Here is a 23650-nt window from a genome sequence, read left to right as displayed (position 1 = left end):
AAACCGCATGAGCCTGACTAACGAGACCCTCGCGGGCCTGGTCCGCCCCGACAGCGTGCACAAGCGCCTCTATACCGATCCCGAGATCTTCGCGCTGGAAATGGAACGGATCTACGGCCAGGCGTGGATCTACGTCGGCCACGAAAGCCAGGTGAGGGCCCCCGGCGACTATCACACAGCGCGCATCGGCGACCAGGACGTCGTGATGGTGCGCGGCACGGACGGCGCGGTGCACGTCGTCTACAACCGGTGTCCGCACAAGGGTGCGAAGATCGTGCCGGACGGCGACGGCTCCGTCGGAAAATTCTTCCGGTGTCCGTACCATGCGTGGACGTTCCGACACGATGGCACGCACCTTTCGGCGCCACTGCGCAACGGGTTGCAGAACACGTGTTTCGATCCGAAGCATCCGGATTTCTCGATGCGACGCGTCGCGCGCGTGGACCGCTATCGCGGCTTCGTGTTTGCCAGCCAAAGCGCCGAAGGGCCCGATCTCCGGACGTTCCTGAACGGCGTCGTCTCGTCGATCGACAATCTGTGCGATCGCTCGCCCGTGGGCGAGGTCGAGGTCACGGGCGGTGTGTTCCGCGTGCTGCAGCGCTCGAACTGGAAATTGTTCTACGAGAACCTGCATGACACGATGCATGCGCCGGTCACGCACGAATCGTCGGTAGTGGCGGCCCGGGAAAAGGCCGCGGAGATGGGCACGATGCCGTTCGAGCTGCTCGTCATGGACGGCAACGGCGAGCCCTACGCGTTCTGGGAAAAGCTCGAACTGCGCGCCTATGCGTACGGCCACGGCTATATGGAAGGGATTTTCGATCCGGCGGCCGCCGAGCGCGACCCTGTGTCGACCGCACATTTCGCGGTGCTCGCCGACGCCTACGGCGACGAACGCGCGCGCCGGATTCTCGGCATGAACCGCCACAACACCGTCATCTACGGCAGCGGTTCCCCGCATACCGTATTCCAGCAGTTTCGCGTGATCCGGCCAATTGCAGTGGACAAGACGCTCGTCGAAATCCAGCTGTTCCGGCTGAAGGGCGCACCCGACGCCGTGTTCGAGCGTGCGCTGACCTACGCGAACGTGATCAATTCGCCGTCGTCGAACGTGATGCCCGATGACGTCGAGGTCTACGCGCGCTGCCAGGAAGGCAACCAGACCCACGGTGGCGAATGGGTGAGCATGCATCGCTATGCGGGTACCGATCGCGCAACGGAAGACGGCTTCGTGTCGATCAACGGCACCAGCGAACTGCCGATGCGCAACCAGTTCGCCGCGTGGAAGCGCTTCATGGTTGATGAAACCACGCTCCCCGCCAGCACTGTCGAAGGAGCTGCATGATGCTGCACGACCCGGCTTTCGATGTGTCGACCGTGGCGGTCGACCCGGCCGCCCGTGATGCCACGCTGCTGGCGCACGCGGCGCAATTCCTGTTTCGCGAGGCGCGGCTGCTCGATACGCGCGCGTTCGCCCCGTGGCTCGACCTGTGGACACCCGACGGCATGTACTGGCTGCCGCACGAACCGGGCCAGGCCAGCCCGCACGACCATATTTCGCTGTTCTGGGAGGATGCGACGCTGCGCGAGGTGCGGGCGGGCCGCGTGACGAACCTGCGCAACTGGTCGCAGCAGCCGACGACCCGCACCGCGCGCATCGTCGGCAACGTGATCGTCGACGGCCGCGACGCGGCCGGCCGGCTGATTGTCCACTCGACGCTGATCGTCCACGAATGGCGGCTCGGGCAGCGCGCGCTGGCGGGGCTCGTCACGCACAAGCTCGACACGAGCGGCGACGACTGGAAGATCTATCTGAAGCGCGTTGATCTCGTCAATTCGACCGACGCGCTCGCCAACCTGGAGGTGTTCGTGTGAACGCCAAGCCGCTGTCGGGAACGCTGGCGCGAACGGCCGTGATCGCGCTGCACTACCAGAACGACGTGCTCGATCCGCACGGCAAGATCCGCGTGGGCTTCGACGCGGATCAGCCCGAGCGCGCGGCCGTGCTCGATGCGGCCCGCGCGCTGCTGGCCGGCGCGCGCGGGTACGGCTTGCCGATCGTCCATGTCCGCATCGCATTTCGCGACGACTATGCGGACCTGCCGCGCAACGCGCCGATATTCGTGCGTACCGCCGAGCTCGGCGCGGTGCGCGACGGCAGTTGGGGCGCGCGCTTCCATCCGACGCTCGATCCCGATCCGGCGCGCGCGCTCGATTACGTCGTGCATCACAGGTGCACGAGCGGCTTCATCGGCACGCCGCTCGAGCAGATACTCGCGGCACACGATGTGCGTCATGTGATCGTCGCGGGCGTCGCGACGCATTCGACCGTCGAAATGACCGCGCGTCACGCAGCCGATCTCGGCTACCGCGTGACCGTCGCGGCCGACGCGTGCGCATGCGCGGACCGCCGGCAGCACGACGCGTCGCTCGAATCGATGCGATTGATCGCAACCATTTCCACCGTCGACGAACTGTTCGGCACGGACTCTCAAACGGAGGGCGAATGAGCACGACACCTACCCCGGAAGCACGGTTGCGCGATCGGTCGCGCAACGCGGCCGCGCGCCTCGAAGGCAAGGTTGCGATCATCACCGGCGCGACGCAAGGGCTCGGCGCCGACATCGCGCGCAGTCTCGCGGAAGAAGGCGCTTGCGTGCTGATCGCCGGGCTCGATGCCGACGCGGGCCATGCTCTGGCGGCTTCGATCGGTGCGTCGGCGCGTTTTGCGCCCACCGACGTCACCGACGACGCGCAGCTCGAACGTGCGATCACGACGGCCATCGCCGCTTTCGGCGGCCTTGACCTCATCGTGAACAACGCGTGCAGCTACGACGACGCCGGCCTCGCGTCGACCCGGGAACAATGGGCACGCCTGCTCGACGTAAATCTCGTGTCGGCGGCGATCCTGGCGCAGAAGGCAGCGCCGCACCTGCGGCGCGGCGGCGTCGTAGTCAATCTCGGCAGCGTCGGCGGAAAGTTCGGCGCGGCCGGCCGCGCGCTGTATCCGGCGTCGAAGGCTGCGCTGCTGCAACTGACGCGCAATCTCGCAGTCGATCTCGCGCCGCGCGGGCTGCGGGCGGTCAGCGTGTCGCCGGCCTGGACGTGGTCGCCGTCGCTCGAGCATCTCGCCGGCGGTTCGGTCGAGCGGGCGGATCGCGTCGGCCGGCCGCTGCATCCGCTCGGCCGCGTTGGCCGCGGCGACGAGGTCGGACGCGTGGTGGCGTTTCTTTGTTCGGACGACGCATCGTGGATCACCGGTGTCGACGTGCCCGTCGACGGCGGCTTCTCGATGCTCGGGCCGGATCAGGGTGTGTCGCCGCGCGAGTGGTTCGGGCGGCAGCCTCCGCAATAGCGCGCGGTGCGAATCCGCCGTGTCTCCACCCTACTCCATCGGGAATCCATCCATGACGAAGCAAATCAGAATCGGCAGTGGCGACGCAGCGTTCGACGCCTATCTCGCGCTGCCGGAAGCCGGCAACGGCCCGACCATCGTGCTGCTGCAGGAGATTTTCGGCGTCAATGCCGAGATGCGTGAAGTCGCCGACCTGTATGCGGCGGAGGGATACGTCGTGATCGCGCCGGACCTGTTCCACCAGTTCGCGCCGAACATCGAGCTGGGTTACGGCGATGACGATCATGCGAAGGCCTTCGACTATTACCAGCGCTTCGACGTGGCGCGTGCCATCGTCGATATACGTGCAACCGTCGATTATGCCCGCGCGCTGCCCGAATCGACCGGCAAGGTCGGCGTGCTCGGCTTCTGCCTCGGCGGCAAGCTCGCGTATCTCGCTGCGGCGCGGTGCGGCGTCGACTGTGCGGTCGGCTATTACGGTGTAGGCATCGAGCAGTCGCTCGATCTCGTGGAGCGCATCGCGTGCCCGATAGCGCTGCATTTCGGCGGCACCGATACGCTCAATCCACCCGAAACCGTGACTGCGATACGCGCGGCGCTCGACAGCAAGCCGAACGTCAAGCTGTACGAATATGCGGGCGCCGGCCATGCGTTCAGCCGTAGCGGCCCGACCTTCGTCAAGACGGCCGCGATGTCCGCGCACACGCGCAGTCTCGCGGTGTTCCGCAAGGCGCTCGGGCCCGACTACGATCTCGGCGCGCTCGCCGATCATCATTTCCATCTGGAGTTCGCCGCGCGCGACCCGGAGGAAACGATGCAGACGATGGTACCCGAGCCCTACGTGAACCACGTGCCGACAATGACAGGGGGCACCGGCTACACGGAGCTCAAGCGTTTCTACACGCATCACTTCATCCACAACAACCCGGCCGACATGGCGATGGTGCCGATCTCGCGGGTGGTCGGCGTCGATCGCATGGTGGACGAGTTCATCCTGACGTTCACGCACGACCGGGAAATCGACTGGCTGTTGCCGGGCGTGGCGCCGACCGGCAAGCGCGTGGAGATCCCGATGATCGTCGTCGTTGCGTTTCGCGGGCCGAAGCTTTACAACGAGCATATCTACTGGGATCAGGCGAGCGTGCTCGTGCAGCTCGGGCTGCTCGATCCGCAGGGGCTGCCGGTCTCGGGCGTCGAGGCCGCGCGCAAGCTGCTCGATGAAACGCTGCCGTCGAACGCGCTGATGGCGCGCTGGCGCGAGAGCGAACCGGCGCGATAGCAGTGCGCGCCGGCGACGGCCCTCCCCTCGCCCCCTCCGGACAGGCGGCCCCGCCTGGCGCGCGATGATCGGCACTCGGGCCGGTGCGCGTTGCCGCCTTCCCGACGGGGGCCGATCCGGGGCACCACCGTTGACAATGGTGCACGCAATGCGGCGTCAATCGCAATCCGGCCACGCGATGCGGCCGACGACGCCGCGTCGCGGTGCCAGTGGAAGGACGATCAGGCGTTCTACGAAGTCGCTCTGGACGAGGACATCTTCGTGGCGACGCAGGCGGGCCTGCGCGATCCGAACGGGTCCGGTTTCGGGTCCGGCGCGTTCGATACGGCCGGCGACCTGCTCGGCCTCGCGCACACGCATTGTCACCACGCTCGCTGGACGACCTGTTTCCGTTGGCGATCGCGCGCGGGCGCGGTGTCGGTCTCGATCGCCTCAGGCACGAAGCGCGTGAGGCGGTCGACTCCCCCTCGCTGGCTCTGCCCAGACGCGTTTTGGATTTTGGAATCGATTGATTTCGAAATTAAATCACGCTACTTGGATAAGTATTCTTATCACAATAGCTCTATTTAAGATTCAAACTCGCATTTTCGCGAACGCCCCGCATGCAACGGGGCGTCCGTCGTTCAGCGCCCGATCGGCAGCCCGGTCGGCTCGATCCAGCCCAGCTTGTAAGCGATCAGCAGCGACAGGAACAGCGTGACCGACAGCCCGACGCGCGCCGCGAGCGACCAGGCCATCCGCTTGGACTTGCCGCGATCGTGATTCATGAAATACAGCGCGAAGATCAGGCTCGCGATGATCATCGCGAATGCCACGGAAACCAGCAGAGTTTTCATTGGTGATGCCCTTGAAGATCGGAATCGGCCTGAATCAGTTCGGCCAGTTTTTGCCGCTCGTCGGCGAGCTCGCCGACGCCCGACGCCGGCCAGTCCAGCGCGACGCCATTGCCCAGCGAATCGCGCACGAGCGCCTGGTAGCGCCGGTCGTTGATCCGGCCGTGGTCCATCGTTTCCGAGATCTCGCGCCGGAACGGCAGCGGGAAACTCGCGTACGCGCGCGACAGCGCCGCATATTGTCTCGCATCGATCTCTTTCGACGATGGTATGACAGTCCAGATCACCACAGCCACGATGGCCGTGAACGGGATCGCCGTGTAGCGAAGAATGAACTTGATCGGGGTCATGAAACGGTGGGCAGAAGTGATCGCGAAGGCGGGCGGCGCGGCCATGCGGCGGCGGAGCCGCAGTCCGGCCGCGCTGGATGACATTGTACTGAAAGCCCTATTCGACTAACAGAGTATGATAATGACATTATCATGTTCGTCACATGGTTCGAGAGACCCGGCACCAGTGCGCAGGCGGCGTGCCCGCCCAGCCGCCCGGTGTCGGTCTTCACGTCCGTGCCCGCGATCCGCGGCGATCGAGCGAAGCCCCTAGCCCCTAGTCCCTATGCCAGCGCAGTATTTTCGAAACCTGACGGGAAAACACCGCAGCGCGACCGCGAACCGTCAGCTCGGGTTTTCGCTGGCGTTCGTCGCCGGCGCGGCCAATGCGGGCGGCTTTCTCGCGGTCAAGCAATACACGTCGCACATGAGCGGCATCGTGTCGGCGATCGCCGACCAGACGGCGCTCGGCGACCTGCGGCTCGCGCTGGCCGGCATCAGTTCGCTGGGGTCGTTCCTGATCGGCGCCAGTTGCTCGGCGATCCTCGTCAACTGGGGCCGCCGCCGCGGCCTGCACAGCCAGTTCATGCTGCCGCTGCTGGTCGAGGCCGCACTGCTGCTCCTGTTCGGGCTGCTCGGCAGCCACCTCGCGCTGTGGGAGACCTTCTTCGTGCCGGTGACCGTGACGCTGCTGTGCTTCATCATGGGGTTGCAGAACGCGACGATCACGAAGCTGTCGGGCGCCGAGATCCGCACGACGCACATGACCGGCATCGTGACCGACCTCGGCATCGAGCTCGGGAAGCTGTTCTACTGGAACCGGTCGGCGGCCGACGTCGACACGCATGCGGTGGTCGCCAACCGCTCGAAACTGCGGATTCACGCGACGATGCTCACGTCGTTCTTCATCGGCGGCCTGGCCGGCGCGATCGGCTTCAAGCATGTCGGCTACGTGTCGACCGTGCCACTTGCCGCGGTACTCGTCACGCTTGCGATCGTGCCGGTGATCGACGACCTGCTCGCGCTGCTTCGCAGCAGGCGCTGATCGCACACCACGAAAGCGTTTTCGGCGGTGGCGCCGAAGGCGTTCGATTATAATTTGATTAACATACCGACCACCCTCGCCCCGCAATGGAAACGAAAACCGCCCGCCTGACCGTCCTGATCGACCCCGCGAAAAAGGAAGCTTTCGAGATGCTCTGCGCGGAGCAGGATCTCACGCCTTCGCAAGTCGTGCGGCAACTGATCCGCGAGTATCTCGACCGCCACGGCGTGACGTACAAGACCAAGAGCGCGCTCGGCAAGCGCATGAAGTAATCGCAACCGTACAGGCCGCGCCGGCGCCGCCGCCTACCTGGCGTTTGCGCCGCCGATTTCCCATCGCCCGTGCGGCTGCGCACACATCACCAGCCGTTGCGGGTCAACGCTCTCCCCGGCCTTCATGCGCCTCGCCGTGGCCGCCAGCTTGAGCTCGCCGGCCCGCGCACACGCGAGTGCGCGCTCGAGCAGGATACGCAACGACGGCAGCCGGTTGCCGCCCTTCCATGCGAACGCGATGAAGTTGTTGTCGTCGCCGCACGGCACCAACGTATATGACGCACCGAACACCGAGCGCAGTTGCTCGAGATGCGCCGGCAGCGCCGGATCGTCGTCCATGAAGTTGATGGCCAGCACGCCGGTTTCGCTCAGGCGCTCGTGACATGCAGCGAGGAATGTGGCGCCCGCACAGCGGCCCCGCATGCCGTCGGCCACGAACGCGTCGTGCAGGATCACGTCCGTCCTGACATCCGCCCTTTCCAGATGATCCGCGCCGTCGGCGCACACCACCCTGAACCGGCCGTCATCAGCAGGAATCCTGAAAACGTCACGCAGCGCGATCACGTCCGGGTTGATCTCGACCGCGTCGATCGCCGAGCCGGGCAAGTGCCGGTAGCAGTACTTCGCCAGCGAACCGCCGCCGAGCCCGAGCATGCAGATGTGCGCGGGCTCGGGCTGCAGCAGCAGAAAACCCATCATCACGCGCGTATAGCCGAGCTCGAGCCGGCCCGGATCCCGGAGCGACATGAAGCTCTGCGTGCCGAAATGGTCGAAGTGCAGCGACAGCGCGTGCTGCGTCTCGAGCACGAACGGCCGGCCGTCGTTCAGCGGCGTCGCCAGGAATCTGATGAACGCGTCGTAGGAAATTCGATCCTCGGCCATGAACGGGCAGTCGATTGCTGACGGTCGATTGGAGCGTGCGCGCTCAGACTTTCTTCAGGTAGCAGGCCTTCAGCATGAAGCCGCCCATGTCGGTCTTGCAGTCGACCTCGTGATCGCCGCCGACGAGCCGGATGCTCTTGACCTTGGTGCCCATCTTAAGCGTGATCGACGAGCCCTTCACACGCAAGTCCTTGATCAGCACGACCGAGTCACCATCCGACAGCACGTTGCCGTTGGCGTCCTTGACGACGTCGCCCGCCGGTTCGTCGCCCGTTTCGGTGCCGGCGCCGGCCGACCATTCATGGCCGCAGTCCGCGCATACGGTCAGCGTGCCGTCCGGGTAAGTGTTTTCCATCGCGCATTGCGGGCAGGCGGGGGCGGCGTTCATTGCAGCTTCCATTCAGGGGGTGTTGAGTCGTCGATAAAAATGCCGGGCGCGCTGGCAGCGTCGCCCGGCCGGCCTGCAGGTTCCCGCCGACGGGTCGGCGGGCCGGCTTCGGCGCACACGACATTATAATGCAATACACATATTTTGAACGCTGTATTATAATCATCGTTTTCGCGCCGTTCGCCGGACTTGCGGCCTGTTTCACCGAGAATGCCGGCACATCCACGCAGGATGGCACACCCCGGCTGCGCTGCCGGCTTCCCCGAGTCGTGCGGTAAAGCACGTTTCACGCGTGCCTGGCGCACCGCCGGCCCGGCGCCGCACACCGATTCCGACGTTCCGTCCAGAGGCTCTCCGACATCGTGGCAACCGTTGTGTACGTTGAAATCGGCCCCGCGTGGAACCGCAACCGCGGCTACACCGCACGAGAAGCCGCCGTCGACGCGGCGCGCGGCTTCGAAAGCGACATCCTGCTGATTGCGAACGGAATCAGCAGCGATGCGAAGGACAGCGCCGCCATCGCGGCGCTGCAGGTGCACGGCGGCACGTCCGCGCAAGTGCTGGCCACCGGCCCCGACGAGGAGGCCGCACTGCAGGCGCTGCTGCCCGTTCTTCAGGCGCGCTGACCCGCGCGCCGCCCGATGTCACGGCATCCCGCCCACCCCGAATCCCCTTTTCATGAGGAAGCGATGAGCGACAACTTCACGTCCCACACCCCGAACCTGTCGGCCTCCGCCATCTGGGCGCTCGAGCGCCTCGCCGATGTCCGCTACGGGCGCGACGCACCGGCGCTCGGCTGGTCGATCGCGCGTGAGCTCGTTAGCGCGGGCTTCGTCAGCCATTCCGCACACGGCCGCTCCGGCGCGTCGATCACGGCCGAAGGACGCACCTTCCTGAAGAGCCGGAAGTAGATCGCCAGCGGCGGCGCGTCAGCTTGATCCTTTTGAGCATCACATTGGCGATTTTGAGTCTTATGAGGATCGTTCTGCGCTTCTAAAGTGGAGTCACCCCGAACGAACGGGCGTCAACTTTCCGATCAAGGAGCCAGTCATGAGCCGCATCGCCATCCCCGCCATCGAAACCGCCACCGGCGCAACCGCCGACGTGTACGCACAAGTCCGCAAGGTCGCCGGCGGCACCGTCCCCAACCTGTTCGCCGCCGTCGGCCACCTCGCGCCGAACGCGCTCGCGGCTGTGCTCAATGCCGAAGGCGTGCTCGCCGGCGGCACGCTGAGCAAGCAGGATCTCGAAACGATCAAGCTGCTCGTCAGCGCCGACACCGGGTGTGACTACTGCGTCGCCGCGCACAACCTGCTCGGCAAGATGACGGGCCTGTCGGCCGACGCGCTGCGCGCGATCCGTTCGAGCGAGCCGAACACCGGCGACGCGAAGCGCGACGCACTGATCCGCTTCGTGCTGAACCTGCAACGCACGAGCGGCACGATCACCGACGACGAATTCGCGGCGATCCGCGAAGCCGGCTACACGGACACGCAACTCGCGGAAATCTCGCTCACGATCGCGCTGACGATCTTCACCAACACGTTCAACCGCATCAACGACACGGTCGTCGATTTCCCGCCCGTGAAGTAAATCCCGCGGCAATGCCGGCAATCGGGACCACATGCAGTCCCGCTGCCGGCCGCCGTCCGTGTTTCGAGCGCGCCCGTCGCCGGCCTCGTTGCCGCGACGGGCGTTCCGCGTGGATCACGGCCGCAGCCCCGTTCGGGAGGATCGGGAGGCGATACGCGCTGGCGGCTGCCGCGCTGTTCACCGCGTTGGACAATCGTAGCGATGGGGCCGGCATCGAACCGTGCATCGACGTCGGGCAGATCGATATGTGTTGCGTGGAACCGGCGCGGGCGCCGTCTTCGCACTTACTCCGCGTCGCCAGCCTCGCCGTCATCCGATGCAGGTGTGTCACGCGGGCCGCCGAGCGACTGGCGCCGCCAGTCTCCGGGTGTCATGCCCGCCCAGCGCGTGAACACGCGGCGAAACGCGGCCACCGACTGATACCCGACGTCGGCCGACACGGCCTCCGCGCTGGCCGATGGCTGGCGCAGCGCATTCGCGGCGAGGCTCATCCGGATGTCCGTCAGCAGGTCCGCGGCCGAGTGCCCGAGTGTCGACTGGAAATGACGCATGAAGGTCGCGCGCGACATGCTGCACAGTGCGGCCAGTTCGGGTAGCGTCCACGGCTTCGCCGGATCGTCGAGCATCGCGACGATCGCGGCCGCGAGGCGCGGCTGGCCGGCCAGTGCCAGCAAACCGGTCGGTGCCTGCCCCGATTCGCTGATCGCGCGCAGCGCGAGCGCGAACAGCGCCGCCGACAGCGCGTTCAGGATCGCGAGGCCGCCGAGCTGCTGCTCGAGCGATTCCGCGCGCATCAATTCGACGAGGGCGGTTAGCCGCGCGGTGGCGGCCAGCGCGTCCGGCGTACGGCTGTCCGTCGCCGCGCGCACGACGAGATCGGGCGGCAGGTGGCGCCGGATCAGCCGGTCGTGCGGCGGCGCGACCACGAAGCGCCCGCACAGCATGTCCAGCCGCTCACCGGTGCCCGCGTTCTCGCCGATGAAGACGTGCCCGCCGGGCCGCTTGATCGCCGGCACCGGCGGCAGCCCGCTGCCGTCGTGCAGCACATGCGGGGAACCGTGCGGCAACAACACGAGATCGCCGCCGCCGAGTTCGCGCACCGTACCGTCGTCGGGATTCTCGAGGATCGCGCGGCCGCGCAGCACCGCGTGATACGGGATCTCGCACGCAGGCGATCGCTCATACGTAATCGCCCACGGCGCGCCGAACGCGCAGCGGATTTCGAGCTTCCCGGTGACCGTGACGAGCGCCATGAAGCGGCTCAGCCAGTCGGATTCGAGCGTCATGTTGAGGAGTGAAGGCACATCGGAAGTGCCGCGCGCATCGCATGAAAGTCCGATTATCGCGCGGGAAGCCGATGCGATCGCGCTCGCTTCCTGTCCGGTGCCGTTGACGCGACGGCGTCGCTTCCGGCCGCCCGCAGCGTCGCCTGCGCGGGCAAGGGTTTTGCTATCATTCCGGCTCTCCGTCTTGCCGAATTGGCCACACCCGCTTGCAGAGTGCCGTCATCGCCCGCCGTCAATCGCACGCCGCCGCTCGCCGAGAAACATCGCCGCCCGCTCTGCTTGCGGGTGCGTGACCGGGACCCAACCAGCGCGGCATCGACGTGCTGACGGCCAGGCCGTCCCATGCCCCTTCCTTTCCGGAAACCCGATGCCACTCATCTCCTCACCGCCCGTTCTCGACACACCGCGTCTCATCCTCGAAGGCCATCCGCTCGGCGACTTCGAGGCGCTCGCCACGATGTGGGCCGAGCCGAAGGTCGTCGAGCACATCTTCAACGGCGAGCCGTCCGCACCGCGCGACTCGTGGATGCGCATGCTCGCGTATCGCGGGCTGTGGCCGCTGCTTGGCTATGGCTACTGGGCGATTCGCGAGAAGGCATCGGGCCGCTATGTCGGCGATCTCGGCTTCGCCGATTTCCACCGGCTCATCGAGCCGTCGATTCGCAACGTGCCGGAAGCCGGCTGGGCACTGGCGACGTGGGCGCACGGCAAGGGTTACGCGACCGAGGCGCTCTCGGCTGCGCTGGCGTGGCTCGACGGGCAACAACGGTTCGAGCGCAGCGTGTGCCTGATCGCGCCGACCAACGTCGCGTCGATCCGCGTGGCGGAAAAGGCCGGTTATGGGGAGCCGGTGCAGATCCGGTTCAACGACACCGATTCATTGCTGTTTTCGCGCGCGAGCCGATAGGCTGTTGACGAGGTACAAGTTATCGTCGGCGTACCGCATCGACTTGCGGCGCCGGCGCGCCCTCCCTGCTCATTCCACCGCCGGCTCATAAAGGCTCGTAAAGAGCCGGTTGTCCATCGGCCAGCAGTTGCCGCACTCATCGAGCAGGATCCAGTCACCCGACTTCACCGAACGCCAGCCTTCCGGCGTGGCGACCGCCCGGCCGCCCTCACGGGCCTCCACCCGATCATGGTCGCCATCGGCGAACCACCGTGTTGCATCGACATAACTGACGCGTTTTCGAAATCGCATACCGCCACCGAAACGTTGAGAACGGGCAGGCACCTCCAAAGACGTGTCCGCGTATTGAGCCTGGGTGTCGCGAGGGGCCGTGAAACTCACGAGAGCCACGCAGGGGACCGGGAAGCCAGCGCTTGCGCGCCGCGCGACAGCGACTGCGCCGCGAGCCCGGTTTCGTGCAACGCCTTCCGGCCCTCGGTGACGAGGGCTTCCAGCGTTTCCCGTGCGGCGGTGGAGATCCGGATGTCGATCTCCCACATTTTCCCGATGGCCGCGTGAACCTCGTCGGGTTGATCGGGCACAAGCGTCATCAGGAACATCGAACGTGTTTCGGCGGCCCGGACGGCCTCGCTCCAGTCGGCGCGGGCGACCGCGACTTCGATCGCATTCGTGAGCACCTCGATACGCTGGATGACTTGCAACGGCTCCATTTCGTATTCCTATGTGTCTGTCGCACTGCCGACAAGCTTTCCGGTCGAAGGCAAGTGCGGTGTCAACGCAGATCCGCACGCATTCAAAGACGGCGGTCTCGAGAATTGTAGGGAGCCATCCACCACAGATCGTGTAATATTTCGTAATGATCTGTCGAGTAATCTTTACCTGGCCTGAATCGAGCGGCGTAGCGGCATCCGCACAAGCTGCTTTCCGCAAACGTTTTCGCCCGAACAACACCGGGTCAGTGTTCGCCGCCGGCGACAAGCCAGATATCGCGCTGAAGGATTTCGCCCGCCCATCGGGCCGTTCGTCGACGTTTGCCGCACGACGACAAGGATTTCCGTGCCCCCAGGTTCAACGGGCGGTGCATATTTCGCCACATTCCACCGGAATGTTTCGCAGTATCATCCGCGTCGCCTTGGCTACCACGCATTCGGACTGGGCCTAACCGCTCGCCATTTTCCCGTTTTACCCCCTCGTTCAGCGATGCCCATCCGAATCCTGCTCGTCGAAGACGACGCCCAACTGTCCGCGCTGATCGCAGACTATCTGCGCATGCATCAGTACGAGGTGGACACGCTGCTTGACGGCACCGATGCCGTAGCCACGATCGTCGCGCGTCATCCCGACCTGGTGCTTCTCGACATCAACCTGCCGGGCAAGGACGGCTTCGAGATTTGCCGCGAGGCACGCATGCGGTACGACGGCATCGTCATCATGATGACGGGCCGCGACGAACTGTTCGACGAGTTGCTCGGCCTGGAATTCGGCGCAGACGATTTTCTCCACAAGCCGGTCGAGCCGCGCATTCTGCTCGCGCGAATCAAGGCTCACCTGCGACGGATGCGCATGCGCCCGGGCGACGTCGAACCCGTATCGCCACTTCGATTCCAGTTCGGAAAGTTCTCGATCGACCGGGCGGATCGCAAGGTTCACCTTCCCGACGGTAGCGCGCCGCGCCTGACGTCGACCGAATTCGACCTGCTGTGGGCGCTCGTCTGCCGTGCCGGTGAAGTAGTCAGCCGCGAAGACCTGACGCAGCTGTTACGCGGCATCGAGTTCGACGGCTTCGACCGCTCGATCGACGGCCGCATCTCGAAGCTGCGTCGCAAGCTGCATGACGACGTCACGGAACCGAAGCGGATCAAGACGATCCGCTGCAAGGGCTATCAGTTCAGCAAGCACGCTTGGGATTGATGCGGCAGGCGCAGTGACGCGCTGGACGGCGTGCGACCTGTCGTAGCGCACGACGTCACGCGTTGATCGGCTGCCCATCCGCCCCTGCGACCGCTGCCATTCGCGTTCGTGCAGGTCGGCAACCGGACACCGTCACGTACCCGTTGTCTTCTCGCCGAGCGCGGTAACGGGCGTCTCCGGATCGCGCGCAAGCCCTTGCGCGAACACCTTCAACCCTTCGAGCAACGGCGTCAACGCGTCCCACAGCGCTTCGTCGTGCAGCAGCCGGTACGCACCGCGCACGCCGGGTGCGACATGCGCGTGCTGCGCCGGCTGCCACGCGCCGATGTGGTGCAGCGCGTCGGCGGCCGCGAACACGGCCTTGCCGAACTGCTCCGGCGGAATGCGCGACAGCGCCATCAGCAGCACCGCGAGATTCTGCATGCCGCTCTGCATGCCCGGCTTGTCGAGCGCGTCGACGAACGTGTCGGCCAGCCGTGCGTTCGCGCTGACGACCTCGGTCGCCAGATGCAGGAATCCATGCCGGTGCAGGCTGCCGAGCAAATGTTCGAGCGCATCATGCGCACTGGGCTCCGCGTGCGGAGGCGTCGTGTCGGGGGACTGACGTTCGGTCATCGGCTTTCTCCGGTTGGGACGCCACGTGGCCGCCGCGACGGCGGCCACGCGCGCCGGTTGCGTCTCGCTCATGTGACACCGTGTGCCCGCCAGCCGCGGCCGCCATGCGCGGCGACGGGCCGGACCGGCGCACGAACCGCGCGCGGTTTGCGCCACGGCGGTTGCTTGCGCGGGTTTCATCGGCGAGCCATGTGGCCCGCGTGCCGAGCGGCCGTGCCGGTCCGCGCTGACCGGGCGCCGTCCTACCGCATGTTTCCCGTATGGCCCAGCGAATAACGCCCCGGCTGCGGCCACACTGTCAGGCCGTGCGGCTCCATGCCGACGGGAATCAACCGGACCGCGCCGCTCGCGGTGTCGATCGCATAGACGACGTCATCGAAGCGGCCCGACAGCCATAACGTCTTGCCGTCCGCGCTGACGTTGCCCATGTCGGGGCTGCCGCCGCCGGGAATCGGCCAGGTCGCGACCACCTTGCGGGTCGCGAAATCGAGCACCGATACGCTGCCCTTGCCGTGGTGCGGCCCGTGGACGCGATTGGAGCCGCGATTCGCGATATAGAGCTGCGTGCCGTCGCGGCTTGGGTACAGCCCGTGCGTCCCGACGCCGGTCGGGATGAAGCCGATCTTCGTGAAGGCGTCGCCATCGATGACGTATACGCCGTCCGCCATCATGTCGGCGACATAGAACACCTTGCCGTCCGGCGATACGCGGATGTCCTGCGGCATCCCTTTCCGGTCGAGTTCGAGGTAGCCGACCACCTTGCGGTTCACGAAATCGATCTTCGCCAGCTTGCCGCCGAACTCGCACGTGAAGAGCGCGTACCGGCCGTCGATCGAAAAGTCGGCATGGTTGATGCCTTTGCATTGCGGCACGTCGAGGCTCGACTTCAGTGCCATCGTTTTCGGGTCGCGGAAGTCGAGCCGCGCGTGCGCCTCGGCCACCACGATCGCGTCCTTGCCGTCGGGCGTGAAATACATGTTGTACGGATCGTCGACGCTCACTGCCTGGCCGGGCTTGCCCGTCTTCGGGTCGATCGGCGTCAGGCTGCCGTCAGTCCGCCCTTCCGCATTGTTCGCGACCCACAGCGTCTGCAGATCCCATGCCGGCACGACGTGCTGCGGACTGCGGCCGACGGCGAACCGGTCGACGACCTTGTACGTGGCCGGGTCGATCACGTAGACGTCGTTCGATCTCAGGTTCGGCACATAGATGCGCGGCAACGCGCCCGCTACCGCCGCGCTCATGCGGCCGGCCTGCGCCTCGCTGTACAGGTTGTCGGGGTGGATGACGGGCGGCATCCCGGGCACGGCCGCGACAGCGGACGCCGCGATCGCCCCGTGGGCACCGAAGCCGGCCAGCGCTGCCACGATGACGATCGCGGAACGGGGAAAGCGGATGTGACGGCGAAAGCGCGGTTGCATGACGATGTCCCTGTTCGATTGAATGGAACGACGGCAAAGGTAGCGCGATGGCGCGGCTGCGTCAGCGGCCGGCTATTTCCTTTCTGATTGCGTCGACAGTGCGCGACACGATGGCGTCGGTGCCGAGCCGGCCGAGTTCGACACTCGCATGACGCGGATCGCCGCCATAGACACCGTCGACGGCGCCGGGCTTCGCGGCATTGCGCAGCTTGTCGACCCTGACCATGCGCGGCTCGACCGCCAGCAGCAGCGACGTGTCGGCCAGCCCCGCATGCGTGCCGATATCCGCGGCCGGCACACCGTGCTCGCGCAGGATCTGGTCGTAACCGTCGGAACTGGTGCCGTAATACGCGGATGGCACGAACGCGCGCGCCCCCGTGCCGGCCCACGACTTGTTGAGCCGGGCGACCGACTGCTTGATGTCGTTCTGGTAGCCGCCGTGGTCGCCGAGGAACACGATGTTCGTGAAGCCATGCACCCGGAAACTGTTGGCCGCGGATTCGAGGGTCTTTTCGAAGACGTCGTCAGGCACGGTGATCGTGCCCGGGAAGCGCATGTGCGACGTCGGCGGCGCATAGCCGCCCTCCGGCACATAGGCAATGACGGGCGCAACGATCGCGTTGCCAAGCCCTTCCGCGATTCGCTCGGACAATACCCTGACCCGCGCGTTGTGCTTGCCGAGCGCGACGTACGGCCCGCTTTGCTCGGTCGCGCCGATCGGAATCAGGATCGTGGTCTTGCCGGCCCGGATGCTGTCGCGCAGTTCGGTCCAGGTCATGTCTTCGAGCTGCACCGTTCCCGGCACCTGGGCGAGCGCGGCTTGCGCGACGGTGAAAGCGAGGGCGGCGAAGATGGCGCGTGGCAGGCATTTCATCGCGGATTCTCGACGGAAGGAAAGAAACGACGCTGCGTTCCCTCGCACCATAAACGAACTCGCCCGACTTGTCGCTGACCGCCGCACGACGATTCACGTCGAAGGTCGCGAGAAAGCCATTCGTCAGGATTCCGTCTTGCGTCGCGAAATCTCTCGCGCCATGTCAGCACGCGACGAGCCGATTCGATGCATGGACTGCGGCACCTCGCGCCCGCACCTCGTACATCACGCCGGCAACACGGCCACCGCCTTGATCTCGACGATATAGCCCGGCGCGCCGCCCAGCATGTGCGCACCCACCGCCGTCCACGCCGGCTTCGGGTGCGCAGCGAGGTAGCGGTCGCGCACCTGCATGAACAGCGGCAGGTCGCGCATGTCGGTGTGGAAGGTCGTCAAGTCGACCACGTCGTTGAACGAAGCGCCGGCAGCTTCCAGCACGCGCTTCAAATTGTCGAACGCCTGCACGATCTGGGCTTCACGGCCTTCGACGAGCTGCATCGCCGCGTCGCGGCCGATCTGGCCGGAAACGTACAGCGTATCGCCGACCTTCAGGCCCGGTGCGTAGCCGATTTTCTCGTACACCGCTTCCATTCCCGCCGGAACGATGGCTTTGCGATCACGCATGGGGGGCTCCGCGGCCGGCGTCGTCGCGCCGGCCGGTTGGTTGTCGAGGAACACACGTTGAACACGTGCAAGCGGCGTCACGGCACGCCGCTCAACCCGTATCGCCGCCCGCGACCGGCAGCACCGTGCCGGTGATGTAGCTCGCCTCGTCGGACGCGAGGAACAGGATCGGCGCGATCTGCTCGTCGAGGCTGCCGTAGCGCTTGAGGAACGTCGATTCCGTGACCTGGCGCACGGCCTCGCCCATCCATGCCTGTTCCCGTTCGCTGTCGCCGGCCGCATTGCGCGGCACGCGGCGCGGCGGCGCACTGGTGCCGCCCGGCGCGGTGGCCACGACCCGGATGTTGTGCGCCGCGTATTCCATCGCGAGCGCTGCCGTCAGCGCATTGACGCCGCCTTTCGCCGCCGAGTACGGCACGCGGCGGATGCCGCGCGTCGCGTTCGACGAGATGTTGACGATCGTGCCGCCGCCGCGCGCGAGCAGGTGCGGCAGCACCGCGTGGCACGTATAGAGCGTCGGCATCAGCGAGCGACGGATTTCCGCATCGATCTGCGCGGGCTCGAATTCGGCGAACGGGCGCATGCGAATCGCGCCGCCGACGCCGTTGATCAGGATGTCGATGCCGCCGAATGCCTGCACCGCGTGTGCGATCGCCGCATGCGCACCGTCGTACGTTTCGAGATCGGCGACGAAGCCCGCCGTCTCGCCACCGGTCGCTTCGGCCGCGACCTCGGCGACGAAATCCGCGCGATCGACGAACAGCACCCTGCCGCCTTCGGCCGCCGCGCGCAGCGCGACGCCGCGGCCGATGCCCTGCGCGGCGCCCGTGACGACGATGACCTTGCCAGAGAATCGTTGCATGATCACGCCGCCTTTGCCGTGACGTTGGGGGTGAACTTCTCGTAGTGGAAGCTGTTCGGCTTCACGCCTTCGTCGTCGAAGTACTTGCGCACCGCGTCGACCATCGGCGGCGGCCCGCACAGATATACGTCGACGTCGCCGTCGTTCAGCGCATCGGCCGGGATGTGCTGCGTGACCCAGCCCTTGCGCGCATGGCTCGACGCCGCATCCGCGACGACCGTCGCGAAGCTGAAGTTCGGCAGCGTCGCCGCGAAGGCTTCGATCGCTTCGACCAGTACGAGGTCGAGATCGCGCGTCACGCCGTAGATCAGGTGCACCTTCTGCTGCGACCCGCTGCGCGCCAGCACTTCGAGCATCGACAGGAACGGCGCCAGCCCGGTGCCGCCCGCGAGGAACAGCAGCGGCCGCTGCACGTCGCGCAGGTAGAAACTGCCGAGCGGCCCGTGCAGTTCCAGCTTGTCGCCGGGCTGCGCCGATTCGAGCCACGTGCTCATCACGCCGCCGGGGATCTTCTTGATCAGGAAGCTGACCTTCGCATCGGCCGGCGCCGACGAGAACGAGTAGGACCGGTGCTGCCCGCTCGCGGGCACGTCGATGTTCACGTACTGGCCCGGCAGGAAGACGGGCGCGGCCGCGCCGACGTCGAGTTCGAGCACGACGGCCGCATCGTTGTGCTGCTCGACCTTCGTCACCGTGGCGGCGAACCCGCTCTGGCCCGTCTTGCAAGCGACCGACGACGTCGGCACCGCGATCACGCAATCGCTTTGCGGCACCATCTGGCAGGTCAGCACGAGGCCGCCGTCCTTTTCGTCTTCGGTGAGCGCGTCTTCGATGTAATCGTCGCCGAGGTCGTAGCTGCCGCTTTCGGCGCGGCACTTGCAGGTGCCGCACACGCCGTCGGAGCAATCCATCGGCAGGTTGATCTTCGCGCGGAAGGCTGCATCGAGCACCTTCTCGCCGGCCTTGCAATCGATGAAGCGGGTTACCCCGTCCTCGAAGTTCAGTGCAATCTTGTAGCTGGACATGGCGTCACCTCCACTTCCTGTTCTTTCATGACAAGGCAACGGTGTCAGACGTGATAGACGTCGAGCACCTGCCGGATGTAGTCGTTCTTCAGCACGATCTTCTTGTACGAGATCAGCAGTTCATCACCCACCTTGCGCAACGTGACGAACATCGTGCCGAAGAAATGATCGGTCACGCGGTAGCGGTGGTTCAGCGTGTGAAAGTTGTAGCGCACGTCCACCTCGCCGTCGCGTTCGGCCAGCACCTCGACGTTCGTCACGTTGTGGCTGGTGCGCGGCTCGGGCGTCGATGCGCCGCTGCGCTCGGTCTTGATCCGGAACACGCGATCCTCGAGGCCGCCGCGGTCCGGGTAGTACATCAGCGAGATCTGGCTCTGGTGATCCTCGGTCGGCCGATCGTCGTCGTCCCACGCGGGCATCCAGTACGTGACGTCCTCCGTGTAGCAGGTCAGCCACTCGTCCCACTGGCGATCGTCGAGCAGGCGCGCTTCGCGATACAGCGCCGCGCAGACAGTCCGGTAATCGAAGCTCATGCTGCCACCTCCCCGCGTTCCTTCTTCAGCGCATCGCGCATCACATGCACCCAGTGTTCGTGCTGGCACACGAACAGCCCTTCGTCCTCGCTGCGCTCGCCGGAAATGCGCGGGTTCAGCCCCATCTTCTTCGCGTTCTCGTCCGGGCCGTCGACCCACAGCGGCGCGCCGCGCGACAGGTCGTTCCACATCGCCGTGATGCCCGCATAGCCGGCCTGGCATGCGCGGAACTCCTCGAGATCGTCGGCCGTGCCCATGCCCGTCACGTTGAAGAAATCCTCGTACTGGCGGATCCGGATCGTGCGATCGGTCTCGCTCTCGCCCTTCGGCGCGAAGCAGAAGATCGTGACTTCGGTCTTGTCGACGCCGAGCGGCCGCACGACGCGGATCTGCGTGCTGAACTGGTCCATCAGGAACACGTTCGGGTACACGCACAGGTTGCGGGTCTGGTTGACGATGAAGTCGGCCTGCACGTCGCCGACGCGCGCCTTGATCTCTTCACGGTGCTGGTACACGGGCCGCACTTCCGGGTTCATCGTCTGCGTCCACAGCAGGATGTGGCCGTTGTCGAAGCCGTACACGCCCGCGACCGACTTGCTCCAGCTGTTCGCATCGACGGCCTTGGTGCCGTCTTCCTTGCGGCGGCCCATCGTCGCCGCGTAGTTCCAGTGCACGGTGCTGACGTGGTAGCCGTCGCAGCCGTTCTCCATCTGCATCTTCCAGTTGCCTTCGTAGATGTAGGACGAGTTGCCGCGCAGCACTTCGAGCCCGTTCGGCGCCTGGTCGACGATCTGGTCGATGATCACGCGCGCTTCGCCGAGGTATTCCTCGAGCGGCAGCACGTCGGCGCTGAGGCTGCCGAACAGGAAGCCGCGATAGTTCTCGAAACGCGCGACCTTCTTCAGGTCGTGCGAGCCGTGCGTGTTGAACTGCACCGGATACTCGGTCGTTTTCTCGTCCTTCACCTTCAGCAGCTTGCCGGTGTTCGAGAAGGTCCAGCCGTGGAACGGGCACGTGAAGCTGCCCTTGTTGCCGTGCTTGCGGCGGCACAGCATCGCGCCCTTGTGCGCGCAGGCATTGATCACCGCGTGCAGCTCGCCGGTCTTGTCGCGCGTGATCACGATCGGCTGGCGGCCGATCCACGTCGTGTAGTAATCGTTGTTCGCCGGGATCTGGCTTTCGTGCGCCAGGTACACCCAGTTGCTCTCGAAGATGTGCTTCATCTCGAGCTCGTACAGCTCGGCGTTCGTGAAGATGTCGCGGCGGCAGCGGAATACGCCGGCCTCCTTGTCGTCCTGCACGGCGGTGGCGAGCAGGTGGTCCAGGTCGGTGGCTTGGTCGATCGTGGCGGACATGTTGGCTCCTCCCATGCGCGTGCCGCGTCCTGCAAGCACGCTCGCATCGGTAATCGGTTGAATCTCGCGGAAACCCGGCCGGCGGCGGCGCATCGGCGCCGCGCCGGCGGGCGGTTACGCCGTCGCGGCTGCGCGCAGGCGGTGGACGACCTGGTTGTCCTTGCCCTGCACCAGCGGCGTCAGGACAAAGTTGAACTCGATGTCCTGGTACGCATCGGCCTTCATGCCGAGCGCCGTGCCGCCGGTCTTGTCGACCACGGGCGGGATCAACTCCTCGCGTGTCGCATACGCGAAGTCATCCCAGATCAGCGGATCGCCGTCGATGTTGAACTGCGTCGTCAGCTTGCGGTGGTCGTTGCTGTCGACGAAGAAGTGCACGTGCGCCGGACGGTTGCCGTGGCGGCCGAGACCGTTCAGCAGTTGCTGCGTCGCGCCGTGCGGCGGGCAGCCGTAGCCGACCGGCATCAGCGTGCGGAATTCGTACTTGCCGTCCGCGCCCGTCTTAACCGCGCCGCGCAGGTTGAAATCGCTCTGCTTGCCGGTCGGGTCGAAGTGCGAATAGAAGCCGTGCGAGTTCGCGTGCCAGCATTCGACCAGCGCGCCCGCGATCGGCTTGCCGTCGAGGCCGGTGACTGTGCCGTGGATCACGAGCGGGCCCGCGCCGTCATCCGCGTCGAGGTCGATCTTCGACACGCCGTCGCGCACCGGTGCGCCGGCCACATACAGCGGCCCTTCGATCGTGCGCGGCGTGCCGCCGTCGAGGCCGACCGCCTTGTCCGCGGCATCCATCCGGATGTCGAGAAACTTCTCGAGGCCGAGGCCGGCCGCGAGCAGCGCCGCTTCGCCGTCCTGGCCGAGCTTGTTCAGGTAGTTGACGCCCGCCCACACTTCGTCGGGCGTGATGTCGAGATCGTCGATCGCCTTGAACAGGTCGCCCAGCAACCGCAGCACGACCTGCTGCGTGCGCGCGTTGCCGCCCTTCGCGCTGTCCGCGCCCGCGTTCGACGCGGCCTTCAGCAGATCCTGCACTTCCCGGGACTCGAAAACTTTGACGCTCATGATGGTGTCTCCACGTGTATTTGGGGGGTGACGGCTTGGCCTGACTCGGGCTACCGCGCGACTTTCGTCAGCCCGTCGCGGGTGAATCGCCTGACTTTGTCTTCGTCGAGTTCAATGCCGAGACCGGGGCCGTCCGGCACGGTCAGTTCGAAGTCGCTGTAGTCCAGCGGCTGCGTCAGGATCTCTTCGGTGATCAGCAGCGGCCCGAACAGTTCGGTGCCCCACTGCAGGTTCGCGAAACTCGCGAACAGGTGCGCGGACGCCACCGTGCTGAATGCGCCTTCGAGCATCGTGCCGCCGTACAGCTCGATGCCGGCCGCATCCGCGATCGCGGCGACGCGCTGCGCGGCGAACAGGCCGCCGCTTTGCTCGATCTTGATCGCGAACACGTCCGCGCCGTGATGCTTCGCGATGTCGAAGGCGCTGTCGGGGCCTTGCAGGATTTCGTCGGCCATCAGCGCGACCGGGAAGCGGCGCATCAGGCGCGCCAGCGCCGCGGCCGAGGCCACCGGCTGCTCGACCAGTTCGCAGCCGGCATCGGCCAGCGCCGGAATCGCGCGCGCGGCCTGCGTTTCGCTCCACGCCATGTTCACGTCGACACGCACCGACGCGCGATCGCCGACGGCCTTCTTGATCTCGGCCACGTGGCGGATATCCGTCTCCGGCGACTTTGCGCCGATCTTCAGCTTGAATACGTTGTGACGACGCTGGTCGAGCATCCGTTCGGCTTCGGCGATGTCGGTGGCCGTGTCGCCCGAGGCGAGCGTCCACGCGACCGGCAGGCGATCGCGGCGGCGGCCGCCGAGCAGCTCGCTCACCGGCACGCCGAGCCGCTTGCCATGTGCGTCGAGCAGCGCGGTTTCGAGTGCGCTCTTCGCGAAGTGATTGACCTTCGCGAGCTTGCCGAGGAACGCCATCAGCGTCTGGATGCGCGTCGCGTCCTTGCCGACGATCGCCGGGGCGAGATACGTGTCGATCGCCAGCTTCATCGCTTCGGGGCTTTCCGGGCCGTACGCCATGCCGGCGATCGTCGTGCCTTCGCCGAGGCCCGTCACGCCGTCGCTGCAGAACACCTTCACGAGCATCAGCGTCTGGCCGTGCATCGTGGCCACCGACAGCTTGTGCGGGCGGATCGTCGGCAGGTCGACGAGGCGGGTTTCGATGCGTTCGATGGTGACGGAGGACATGGGGCTTGCCGTGTG

At 66.0% G+C, this 23650-nt stretch carries 30 protein-coding genes; 13 read left to right on the top strand and 17 right to left on the bottom strand.

What is annotated here, in order from left to right; genetic code table 11:
• The first annotated feature begins 7 nt into the window (after nucleotides 1-7).
• The 6 genes from BCEP18194_RS02720 to BCEP18194_RS40990 all read left to right on the top strand — a co-directional run bounded on the left by BCEP18194_RS02720 (nucleotide 8) and on the right by BCEP18194_RS40990 (nucleotide 5204).
• Entirely contained in the window at nucleotides 8-1345 is a 1338-nt protein-coding gene (locus BCEP18194_RS02720) for a Rieske 2Fe-2S domain-containing protein (RefSeq protein WP_011349761.1), read from the top strand.
• Nucleotides 1345-1875: an aromatic-ring-hydroxylating dioxygenase subunit beta gene (locus tag BCEP18194_RS02715; RefSeq protein ID WP_041492599.1), complete on the top strand. Its 531-nt coding sequence runs from the start codon at nucleotides 1345-1347 to the stop codon at nucleotides 1873-1875. Before BCEP18194_RS02720 ends, BCEP18194_RS02715 begins: the two co-directional genes overlap by 1 nt.
• The gene (locus BCEP18194_RS02710; RefSeq protein ID WP_011349759.1) at nucleotides 1872-2510 is read left to right on the top strand and encodes a cysteine hydrolase family protein; all 639 of its coding nucleotides are present in this window, start codon (nucleotides 1872-1874) and stop codon (nucleotides 2508-2510) included. The genes BCEP18194_RS02715 and BCEP18194_RS02710 overlap by 4 nt, the downstream gene beginning before the upstream one ends.
• Nucleotides 2507-3355, top strand: coding sequence for an SDR family oxidoreductase (locus tag BCEP18194_RS02705; protein WP_011349758.1), 849 nt, complete (start codon nucleotides 2507-2509; stop codon nucleotides 3353-3355). Before BCEP18194_RS02710 ends, BCEP18194_RS02705 begins: the two co-directional genes overlap by 4 nt.
• Nucleotides 3356-3407: 52 nt before the next feature.
• Nucleotides 3408-4634 carry a dienelactone hydrolase family protein gene (locus BCEP18194_RS02700; protein WP_011349757.1) on the top strand — a complete coding sequence of 409 codons (1227 nt, stop codon included), beginning with the start codon at nucleotides 3408-3410 and terminating at the stop codon, nucleotides 4632-4634.
• Between the two features lie 90 nt (nucleotides 4635-4724).
• On the top strand, nucleotides 4725-5204 hold the full coding sequence (locus tag BCEP18194_RS40990; RefSeq protein ID WP_011349756.1) for a hypothetical protein: 480 nt from the start codon (nucleotides 4725-4727) through the stop codon (nucleotides 5202-5204).
• Between the two features lie 53 nt (nucleotides 5205-5257).
• Here BCEP18194_RS40990 and BCEP18194_RS02690 read toward each other — a convergent pair whose 3' ends face one another.
• Nucleotides 5258-5470: a twin transmembrane helix small protein gene (locus BCEP18194_RS02690; protein ID WP_006489184.1), complete on the bottom strand. Its 213-nt coding sequence runs from the start codon at nucleotides 5468-5470 to the stop codon at nucleotides 5258-5260.
• A complete protein-coding gene (locus tag BCEP18194_RS02685; RefSeq protein ID WP_041492597.1) occupies nucleotides 5467-5817 on the bottom strand; it encodes a hypothetical protein in 351 nt (116 codons plus the stop codon). The genes BCEP18194_RS02690 and BCEP18194_RS02685 overlap by 4 nt, the downstream gene beginning before the upstream one ends.
• A gap of 265 nt (nucleotides 5818-6082) precedes the next feature.
• On the opposite strand from BCEP18194_RS02685, the gene BCEP18194_RS02680 reads away from it, so the two are divergent.
• Both BCEP18194_RS02680 and BCEP18194_RS02675 read left to right on the top strand, forming a co-directional pair.
• Nucleotides 6083-6841: a YoaK family protein gene (locus tag BCEP18194_RS02680; RefSeq protein WP_011349754.1), complete on the top strand. Its 759-nt coding sequence runs from the start codon at nucleotides 6083-6085 to the stop codon at nucleotides 6839-6841.
• An 86-nt stretch (nucleotides 6842-6927) separates the two neighbouring features.
• Nucleotides 6928-7113: a ribbon-helix-helix protein, CopG family gene (locus BCEP18194_RS02675; RefSeq protein ID WP_011349753.1), complete on the top strand. Its 186-nt coding sequence runs from the start codon at nucleotides 6928-6930 to the stop codon at nucleotides 7111-7113.
• Nucleotides 7114-7146: 33 nt separating this feature from the next.
• On the opposite strand, the gene BCEP18194_RS02670 is transcribed toward BCEP18194_RS02675, so the two are convergent.
• Together BCEP18194_RS02670 and BCEP18194_RS02665 are read right to left on the bottom strand one after the other, a co-directional pair.
• Entirely contained in the window at nucleotides 7147-7995 is an 849-nt protein-coding gene (locus BCEP18194_RS02670; RefSeq protein WP_011349752.1) for a spermidine synthase, read from the bottom strand.
• A 43-nt stretch (nucleotides 7996-8038) separates the two neighbouring features.
• Nucleotides 8039-8383, bottom strand: a complete 345-nt coding sequence (locus BCEP18194_RS02665; protein WP_041492596.1) for a zinc ribbon domain-containing protein YjdM — start codon at nucleotides 8381-8383, stop codon at nucleotides 8039-8041.
• Nucleotides 8384-8745: 362 nt separating this feature from the next.
• On the opposite strand from BCEP18194_RS02665, the gene BCEP18194_RS02660 reads away from it, so the two are divergent.
• The 3 genes from BCEP18194_RS02660 (at nucleotide 8746) to BCEP18194_RS02650 (ending at nucleotide 9976) form a co-directional block, all read left to right on the top strand.
• Nucleotides 8746-9009, top strand: a complete 264-nt coding sequence (locus BCEP18194_RS02660) for an HPr family phosphocarrier protein (protein WP_011349749.1) — start codon at nucleotides 8746-8748, stop codon at nucleotides 9007-9009.
• Nucleotides 9010-9072: 63 nt separating this feature from the next.
• On the top strand, nucleotides 9073-9294 hold the full coding sequence (locus BCEP18194_RS02655) for a hypothetical protein (RefSeq protein ID WP_011349748.1): 222 nt from the start codon (nucleotides 9073-9075) through the stop codon (nucleotides 9292-9294).
• Nucleotides 9295-9433: 139 nt separating this feature from the next.
• A complete protein-coding gene (locus BCEP18194_RS02650; protein ID WP_011349747.1) occupies nucleotides 9434-9976 on the top strand; it encodes a carboxymuconolactone decarboxylase family protein in 543 nt (180 codons plus the stop codon).
• A 284-nt stretch (nucleotides 9977-10260) separates the two neighbouring features.
• Here BCEP18194_RS02650 and BCEP18194_RS02645 read toward each other — a convergent pair whose 3' ends face one another.
• Complete coding sequence (locus tag BCEP18194_RS02645) at nucleotides 10261-11262, bottom strand: cupin domain-containing protein (protein ID WP_011349746.1); 1002 nt, start codon at nucleotides 11260-11262, stop codon at nucleotides 10261-10263.
• Between the two features lie 367 nt (nucleotides 11263-11629).
• Here BCEP18194_RS02645 and BCEP18194_RS02640 point away from each other — a divergent pair, with 367 nt between their 5' ends.
• The gene (locus BCEP18194_RS02640) at nucleotides 11630-12169 is read left to right on the top strand and encodes a GNAT family N-acetyltransferase (protein WP_011349745.1); all 540 of its coding nucleotides are present in this window, start codon (nucleotides 11630-11632) and stop codon (nucleotides 12167-12169) included.
• Between the two features lie 69 nt (nucleotides 12170-12238).
• On the opposite strand, the gene BCEP18194_RS02635 is transcribed toward BCEP18194_RS02640, so the two are convergent.
• Together BCEP18194_RS02635 and BCEP18194_RS02630 are read right to left on the bottom strand one after the other, a co-directional pair.
• Nucleotides 12239-12493: a hypothetical protein gene (locus BCEP18194_RS02635; RefSeq protein WP_244272866.1), complete on the bottom strand. Its 255-nt coding sequence runs from the start codon at nucleotides 12491-12493 to the stop codon at nucleotides 12239-12241.
• 53 nt (nucleotides 12494-12546) lie between these two features.
• Complete coding sequence (locus tag BCEP18194_RS02630; protein WP_011349744.1) at nucleotides 12547-12879, bottom strand: hypothetical protein; 333 nt, start codon at nucleotides 12877-12879, stop codon at nucleotides 12547-12549.
• 490 nt (nucleotides 12880-13369) lie between these two features.
• Here BCEP18194_RS02630 and BCEP18194_RS02625 point away from each other — a divergent pair, with 490 nt between their 5' ends.
• Nucleotides 13370-14080, top strand: a complete 711-nt coding sequence (locus BCEP18194_RS02625) for a response regulator (protein WP_011349743.1) — start codon at nucleotides 13370-13372, stop codon at nucleotides 14078-14080.
• 132 nt (nucleotides 14081-14212) lie between these two features.
• Here BCEP18194_RS02625 and BCEP18194_RS02620 read toward each other — a convergent pair whose 3' ends face one another.
• The 10 genes from BCEP18194_RS02620 to BCEP18194_RS02575 all read right to left on the bottom strand — a co-directional run bounded on the left by BCEP18194_RS02620 (nucleotide 14213) and on the right by BCEP18194_RS02575 (nucleotide 23635).
• The gene (locus BCEP18194_RS02620; protein WP_041492593.1) at nucleotides 14213-14695 is read right to left on the bottom strand and encodes a DUF1641 domain-containing protein; all 483 of its coding nucleotides are present in this window, start codon (nucleotides 14693-14695) and stop codon (nucleotides 14213-14215) included.
• A gap of 242 nt (nucleotides 14696-14937) precedes the next feature.
• The gene (locus BCEP18194_RS02615) at nucleotides 14938-16116 is read right to left on the bottom strand and encodes a YncE family protein (protein WP_011349741.1); all 1179 of its coding nucleotides are present in this window, start codon (nucleotides 16114-16116) and stop codon (nucleotides 14938-14940) included.
• A 61-nt stretch (nucleotides 16117-16177) separates the two neighbouring features.
• Nucleotides 16178-16990 (bottom strand): creatininase family protein, encoded by an 813-nt coding sequence (locus tag BCEP18194_RS02610; RefSeq protein ID WP_041492447.1) that lies wholly within the window; start codon nucleotides 16988-16990, stop codon nucleotides 16178-16180.
• 225 nt (nucleotides 16991-17215) lie between these two features.
• The gene (locus BCEP18194_RS02605; protein WP_011349739.1) at nucleotides 17216-17614 is read right to left on the bottom strand and encodes a RidA family protein; all 399 of its coding nucleotides are present in this window, start codon (nucleotides 17612-17614) and stop codon (nucleotides 17216-17218) included.
• A 91-nt stretch (nucleotides 17615-17705) separates the two neighbouring features.
• Nucleotides 17706-18476, bottom strand: a complete 771-nt coding sequence (gene benD, locus BCEP18194_RS02600) for a benzoate diol dehydrogenase BenD (RefSeq protein WP_041492446.1) — start codon at nucleotides 18474-18476, stop codon at nucleotides 17706-17708.
• Between the two features lie 2 nt (nucleotides 18477-18478).
• Nucleotides 18479-19501 carry a benzoate 1,2-dioxygenase electron transfer component BenC gene (gene benC, locus BCEP18194_RS02595; RefSeq protein ID WP_011349737.1) on the bottom strand — a complete coding sequence of 341 codons (1023 nt, stop codon included), beginning with the start codon at nucleotides 19499-19501 and terminating at the stop codon, nucleotides 18479-18481.
• Between the two features lie 44 nt (nucleotides 19502-19545).
• Nucleotides 19546-20034 carry a benzoate 1,2-dioxygenase small subunit gene (benB, locus tag BCEP18194_RS02590; RefSeq protein ID WP_011349736.1) on the bottom strand — a complete coding sequence of 163 codons (489 nt, stop codon included), beginning with the start codon at nucleotides 20032-20034 and terminating at the stop codon, nucleotides 19546-19548.
• A complete protein-coding gene (locus BCEP18194_RS02585; RefSeq protein WP_041492445.1) occupies nucleotides 20031-21389 on the bottom strand; it encodes a Rieske 2Fe-2S domain-containing protein in 1359 nt (452 codons plus the stop codon). Before BCEP18194_RS02585 ends, benB begins: the two co-directional genes overlap by 4 nt.
• Before the next feature lie 114 nt (nucleotides 21390-21503).
• Nucleotides 21504-22448, bottom strand: coding sequence for a catechol 1,2-dioxygenase (gene catA / locus BCEP18194_RS02580; protein WP_011349734.1), 945 nt, complete (start codon nucleotides 22446-22448; stop codon nucleotides 21504-21506).
• A 50-nt stretch (nucleotides 22449-22498) separates the two neighbouring features.
• On the bottom strand, nucleotides 22499-23635 hold the full coding sequence (locus BCEP18194_RS02575) for a muconate/chloromuconate family cycloisomerase (RefSeq protein ID WP_011349733.1): 1137 nt from the start codon (nucleotides 23633-23635) through the stop codon (nucleotides 22499-22501).
• Nucleotides 23636-23650 lie beyond the last annotated feature (15 nt).

The organism is Burkholderia lata (genome assembly GCF_000012945.1).
GTDB classification, from domain to species: Bacteria; Pseudomonadota; Gammaproteobacteria; order Burkholderiales; family Burkholderiaceae; genus Burkholderia; species Burkholderia lata.
The sequence above is the reverse complement of the archived record's forward strand: the minus strand, read 5'-3'. Positions and strand labels throughout refer to the sequence as shown.

Excerpts from the sequence above, each read along its gene's own strand:
- benB (WP_011349736.1), bottom strand. The coding sequence starts at position 20,034 with ATGAGCTTCGATTACCGGACTGTCTGCGCGGCGCTGTATCGCGAAGCG.
- BCEP18194_RS02685 (WP_041492597.1), bottom strand. The coding sequence starts at position 5,817 with ATGACCCCGATCAAGTTCATTCTTCGCTACACGGCGATCCCGTTCACG.
- BCEP18194_RS02585 (WP_041492445.1), bottom strand. The coding sequence starts at position 21,389 with ATGTCCGCCACGATCGACCAAGCCACCGACCTGGACCACCTGCTCGCC.
- BCEP18194_RS02680 (WP_011349754.1), top strand. The coding sequence starts at position 6,083 with ATGCCAGCGCAGTATTTTCGAAACCTGACGGGAAAACACCGCAGCGCG.
- benD (WP_041492446.1), bottom strand. The coding sequence starts at position 18,476 with ATGCAACGATTCTCTGGCAAGGTCATCGTCGTCACGGGCGCCGCGCAG.
- BCEP18194_RS02625 (WP_011349743.1), top strand. The coding sequence starts at position 13,370 with ATGCCCATCCGAATCCTGCTCGTCGAAGACGACGCCCAACTGTCCGCG.
- BCEP18194_RS02640 (WP_011349745.1), top strand. The coding sequence starts at position 11,630 with ATGCCACTCATCTCCTCACCGCCCGTTCTCGACACACCGCGTCTCATC.
- BCEP18194_RS02620 (WP_041492593.1), bottom strand. The coding sequence starts at position 14,695 with ATGACCGAACGTCAGTCCCCCGACACGACGCCTCCGCACGCGGAGCCC.
- BCEP18194_RS02630 (WP_011349744.1), bottom strand. The coding sequence starts at position 12,879 with ATGGAGCCGTTGCAAGTCATCCAGCGTATCGAGGTGCTCACGAATGCG.
- BCEP18194_RS02575 (WP_011349733.1), bottom strand. The coding sequence starts at position 23,635 with ATGTCCTCCGTCACCATCGAACGCATCGAAACCCGCCTCGTCGACCTG.
- BCEP18194_RS02650 (WP_011349747.1), top strand. The coding sequence starts at position 9,434 with ATGAGCCGCATCGCCATCCCCGCCATCGAAACCGCCACCGGCGCAACC.
- BCEP18194_RS02665 (WP_041492596.1), bottom strand. The coding sequence starts at position 8,383 with ATGAACGCCGCCCCCGCCTGCCCGCAATGCGCGATGGAAAACACTTAC.
- BCEP18194_RS02675 (WP_011349753.1), top strand. The coding sequence starts at position 6,928 with ATGGAAACGAAAACCGCCCGCCTGACCGTCCTGATCGACCCCGCGAAA.
- benC (WP_011349737.1), bottom strand. The coding sequence starts at position 19,501 with ATGTCCAGCTACAAGATTGCACTGAACTTCGAGGACGGGGTAACCCGC.
- BCEP18194_RS02670 (WP_011349752.1), bottom strand. The coding sequence starts at position 7,995 with ATGGCCGAGGATCGAATTTCCTACGACGCGTTCATCAGATTCCTGGCG.
- BCEP18194_RS02655 (WP_011349748.1), top strand. The coding sequence starts at position 9,073 with ATGAGCGACAACTTCACGTCCCACACCCCGAACCTGTCGGCCTCCGCC.
- BCEP18194_RS02720 (WP_011349761.1), top strand. The coding sequence starts at position 8 with ATGAGCCTGACTAACGAGACCCTCGCGGGCCTGGTCCGCCCCGACAGC.
- BCEP18194_RS02715 (WP_041492599.1), top strand. The coding sequence starts at position 1,345 with ATGCTGCACGACCCGGCTTTCGATGTGTCGACCGTGGCGGTCGACCCG.
- BCEP18194_RS02615 (WP_011349741.1), bottom strand. The coding sequence starts at position 16,116 with ATGCAACCGCGCTTTCGCCGTCACATCCGCTTTCCCCGTTCCGCGATC.
- BCEP18194_RS02605 (WP_011349739.1), bottom strand. The coding sequence starts at position 17,614 with ATGCGTGATCGCAAAGCCATCGTTCCGGCGGGAATGGAAGCGGTGTAC.
- BCEP18194_RS02645 (WP_011349746.1), bottom strand. The coding sequence starts at position 11,262 with ATGACGCTCGAATCCGACTGGCTGAGCCGCTTCATGGCGCTCGTCACG.
- BCEP18194_RS02690 (WP_006489184.1), bottom strand. The coding sequence starts at position 5,470 with ATGAAAACTCTGCTGGTTTCCGTGGCATTCGCGATGATCATCGCGAGC.
- BCEP18194_RS02705 (WP_011349758.1), top strand. The coding sequence starts at position 2,507 with ATGAGCACGACACCTACCCCGGAAGCACGGTTGCGCGATCGGTCGCGC.
- catA (WP_011349734.1), bottom strand. The coding sequence starts at position 22,448 with ATGAGCGTCAAAGTTTTCGAGTCCCGGGAAGTGCAGGATCTGCTGAAG.
- BCEP18194_RS02610 (WP_041492447.1), bottom strand. The coding sequence starts at position 16,990 with ATGAAATGCCTGCCACGCGCCATCTTCGCCGCCCTCGCTTTCACCGTC.
- BCEP18194_RS02700 (WP_011349757.1), top strand. The coding sequence starts at position 3,408 with ATGACGAAGCAAATCAGAATCGGCAGTGGCGACGCAGCGTTCGACGCC.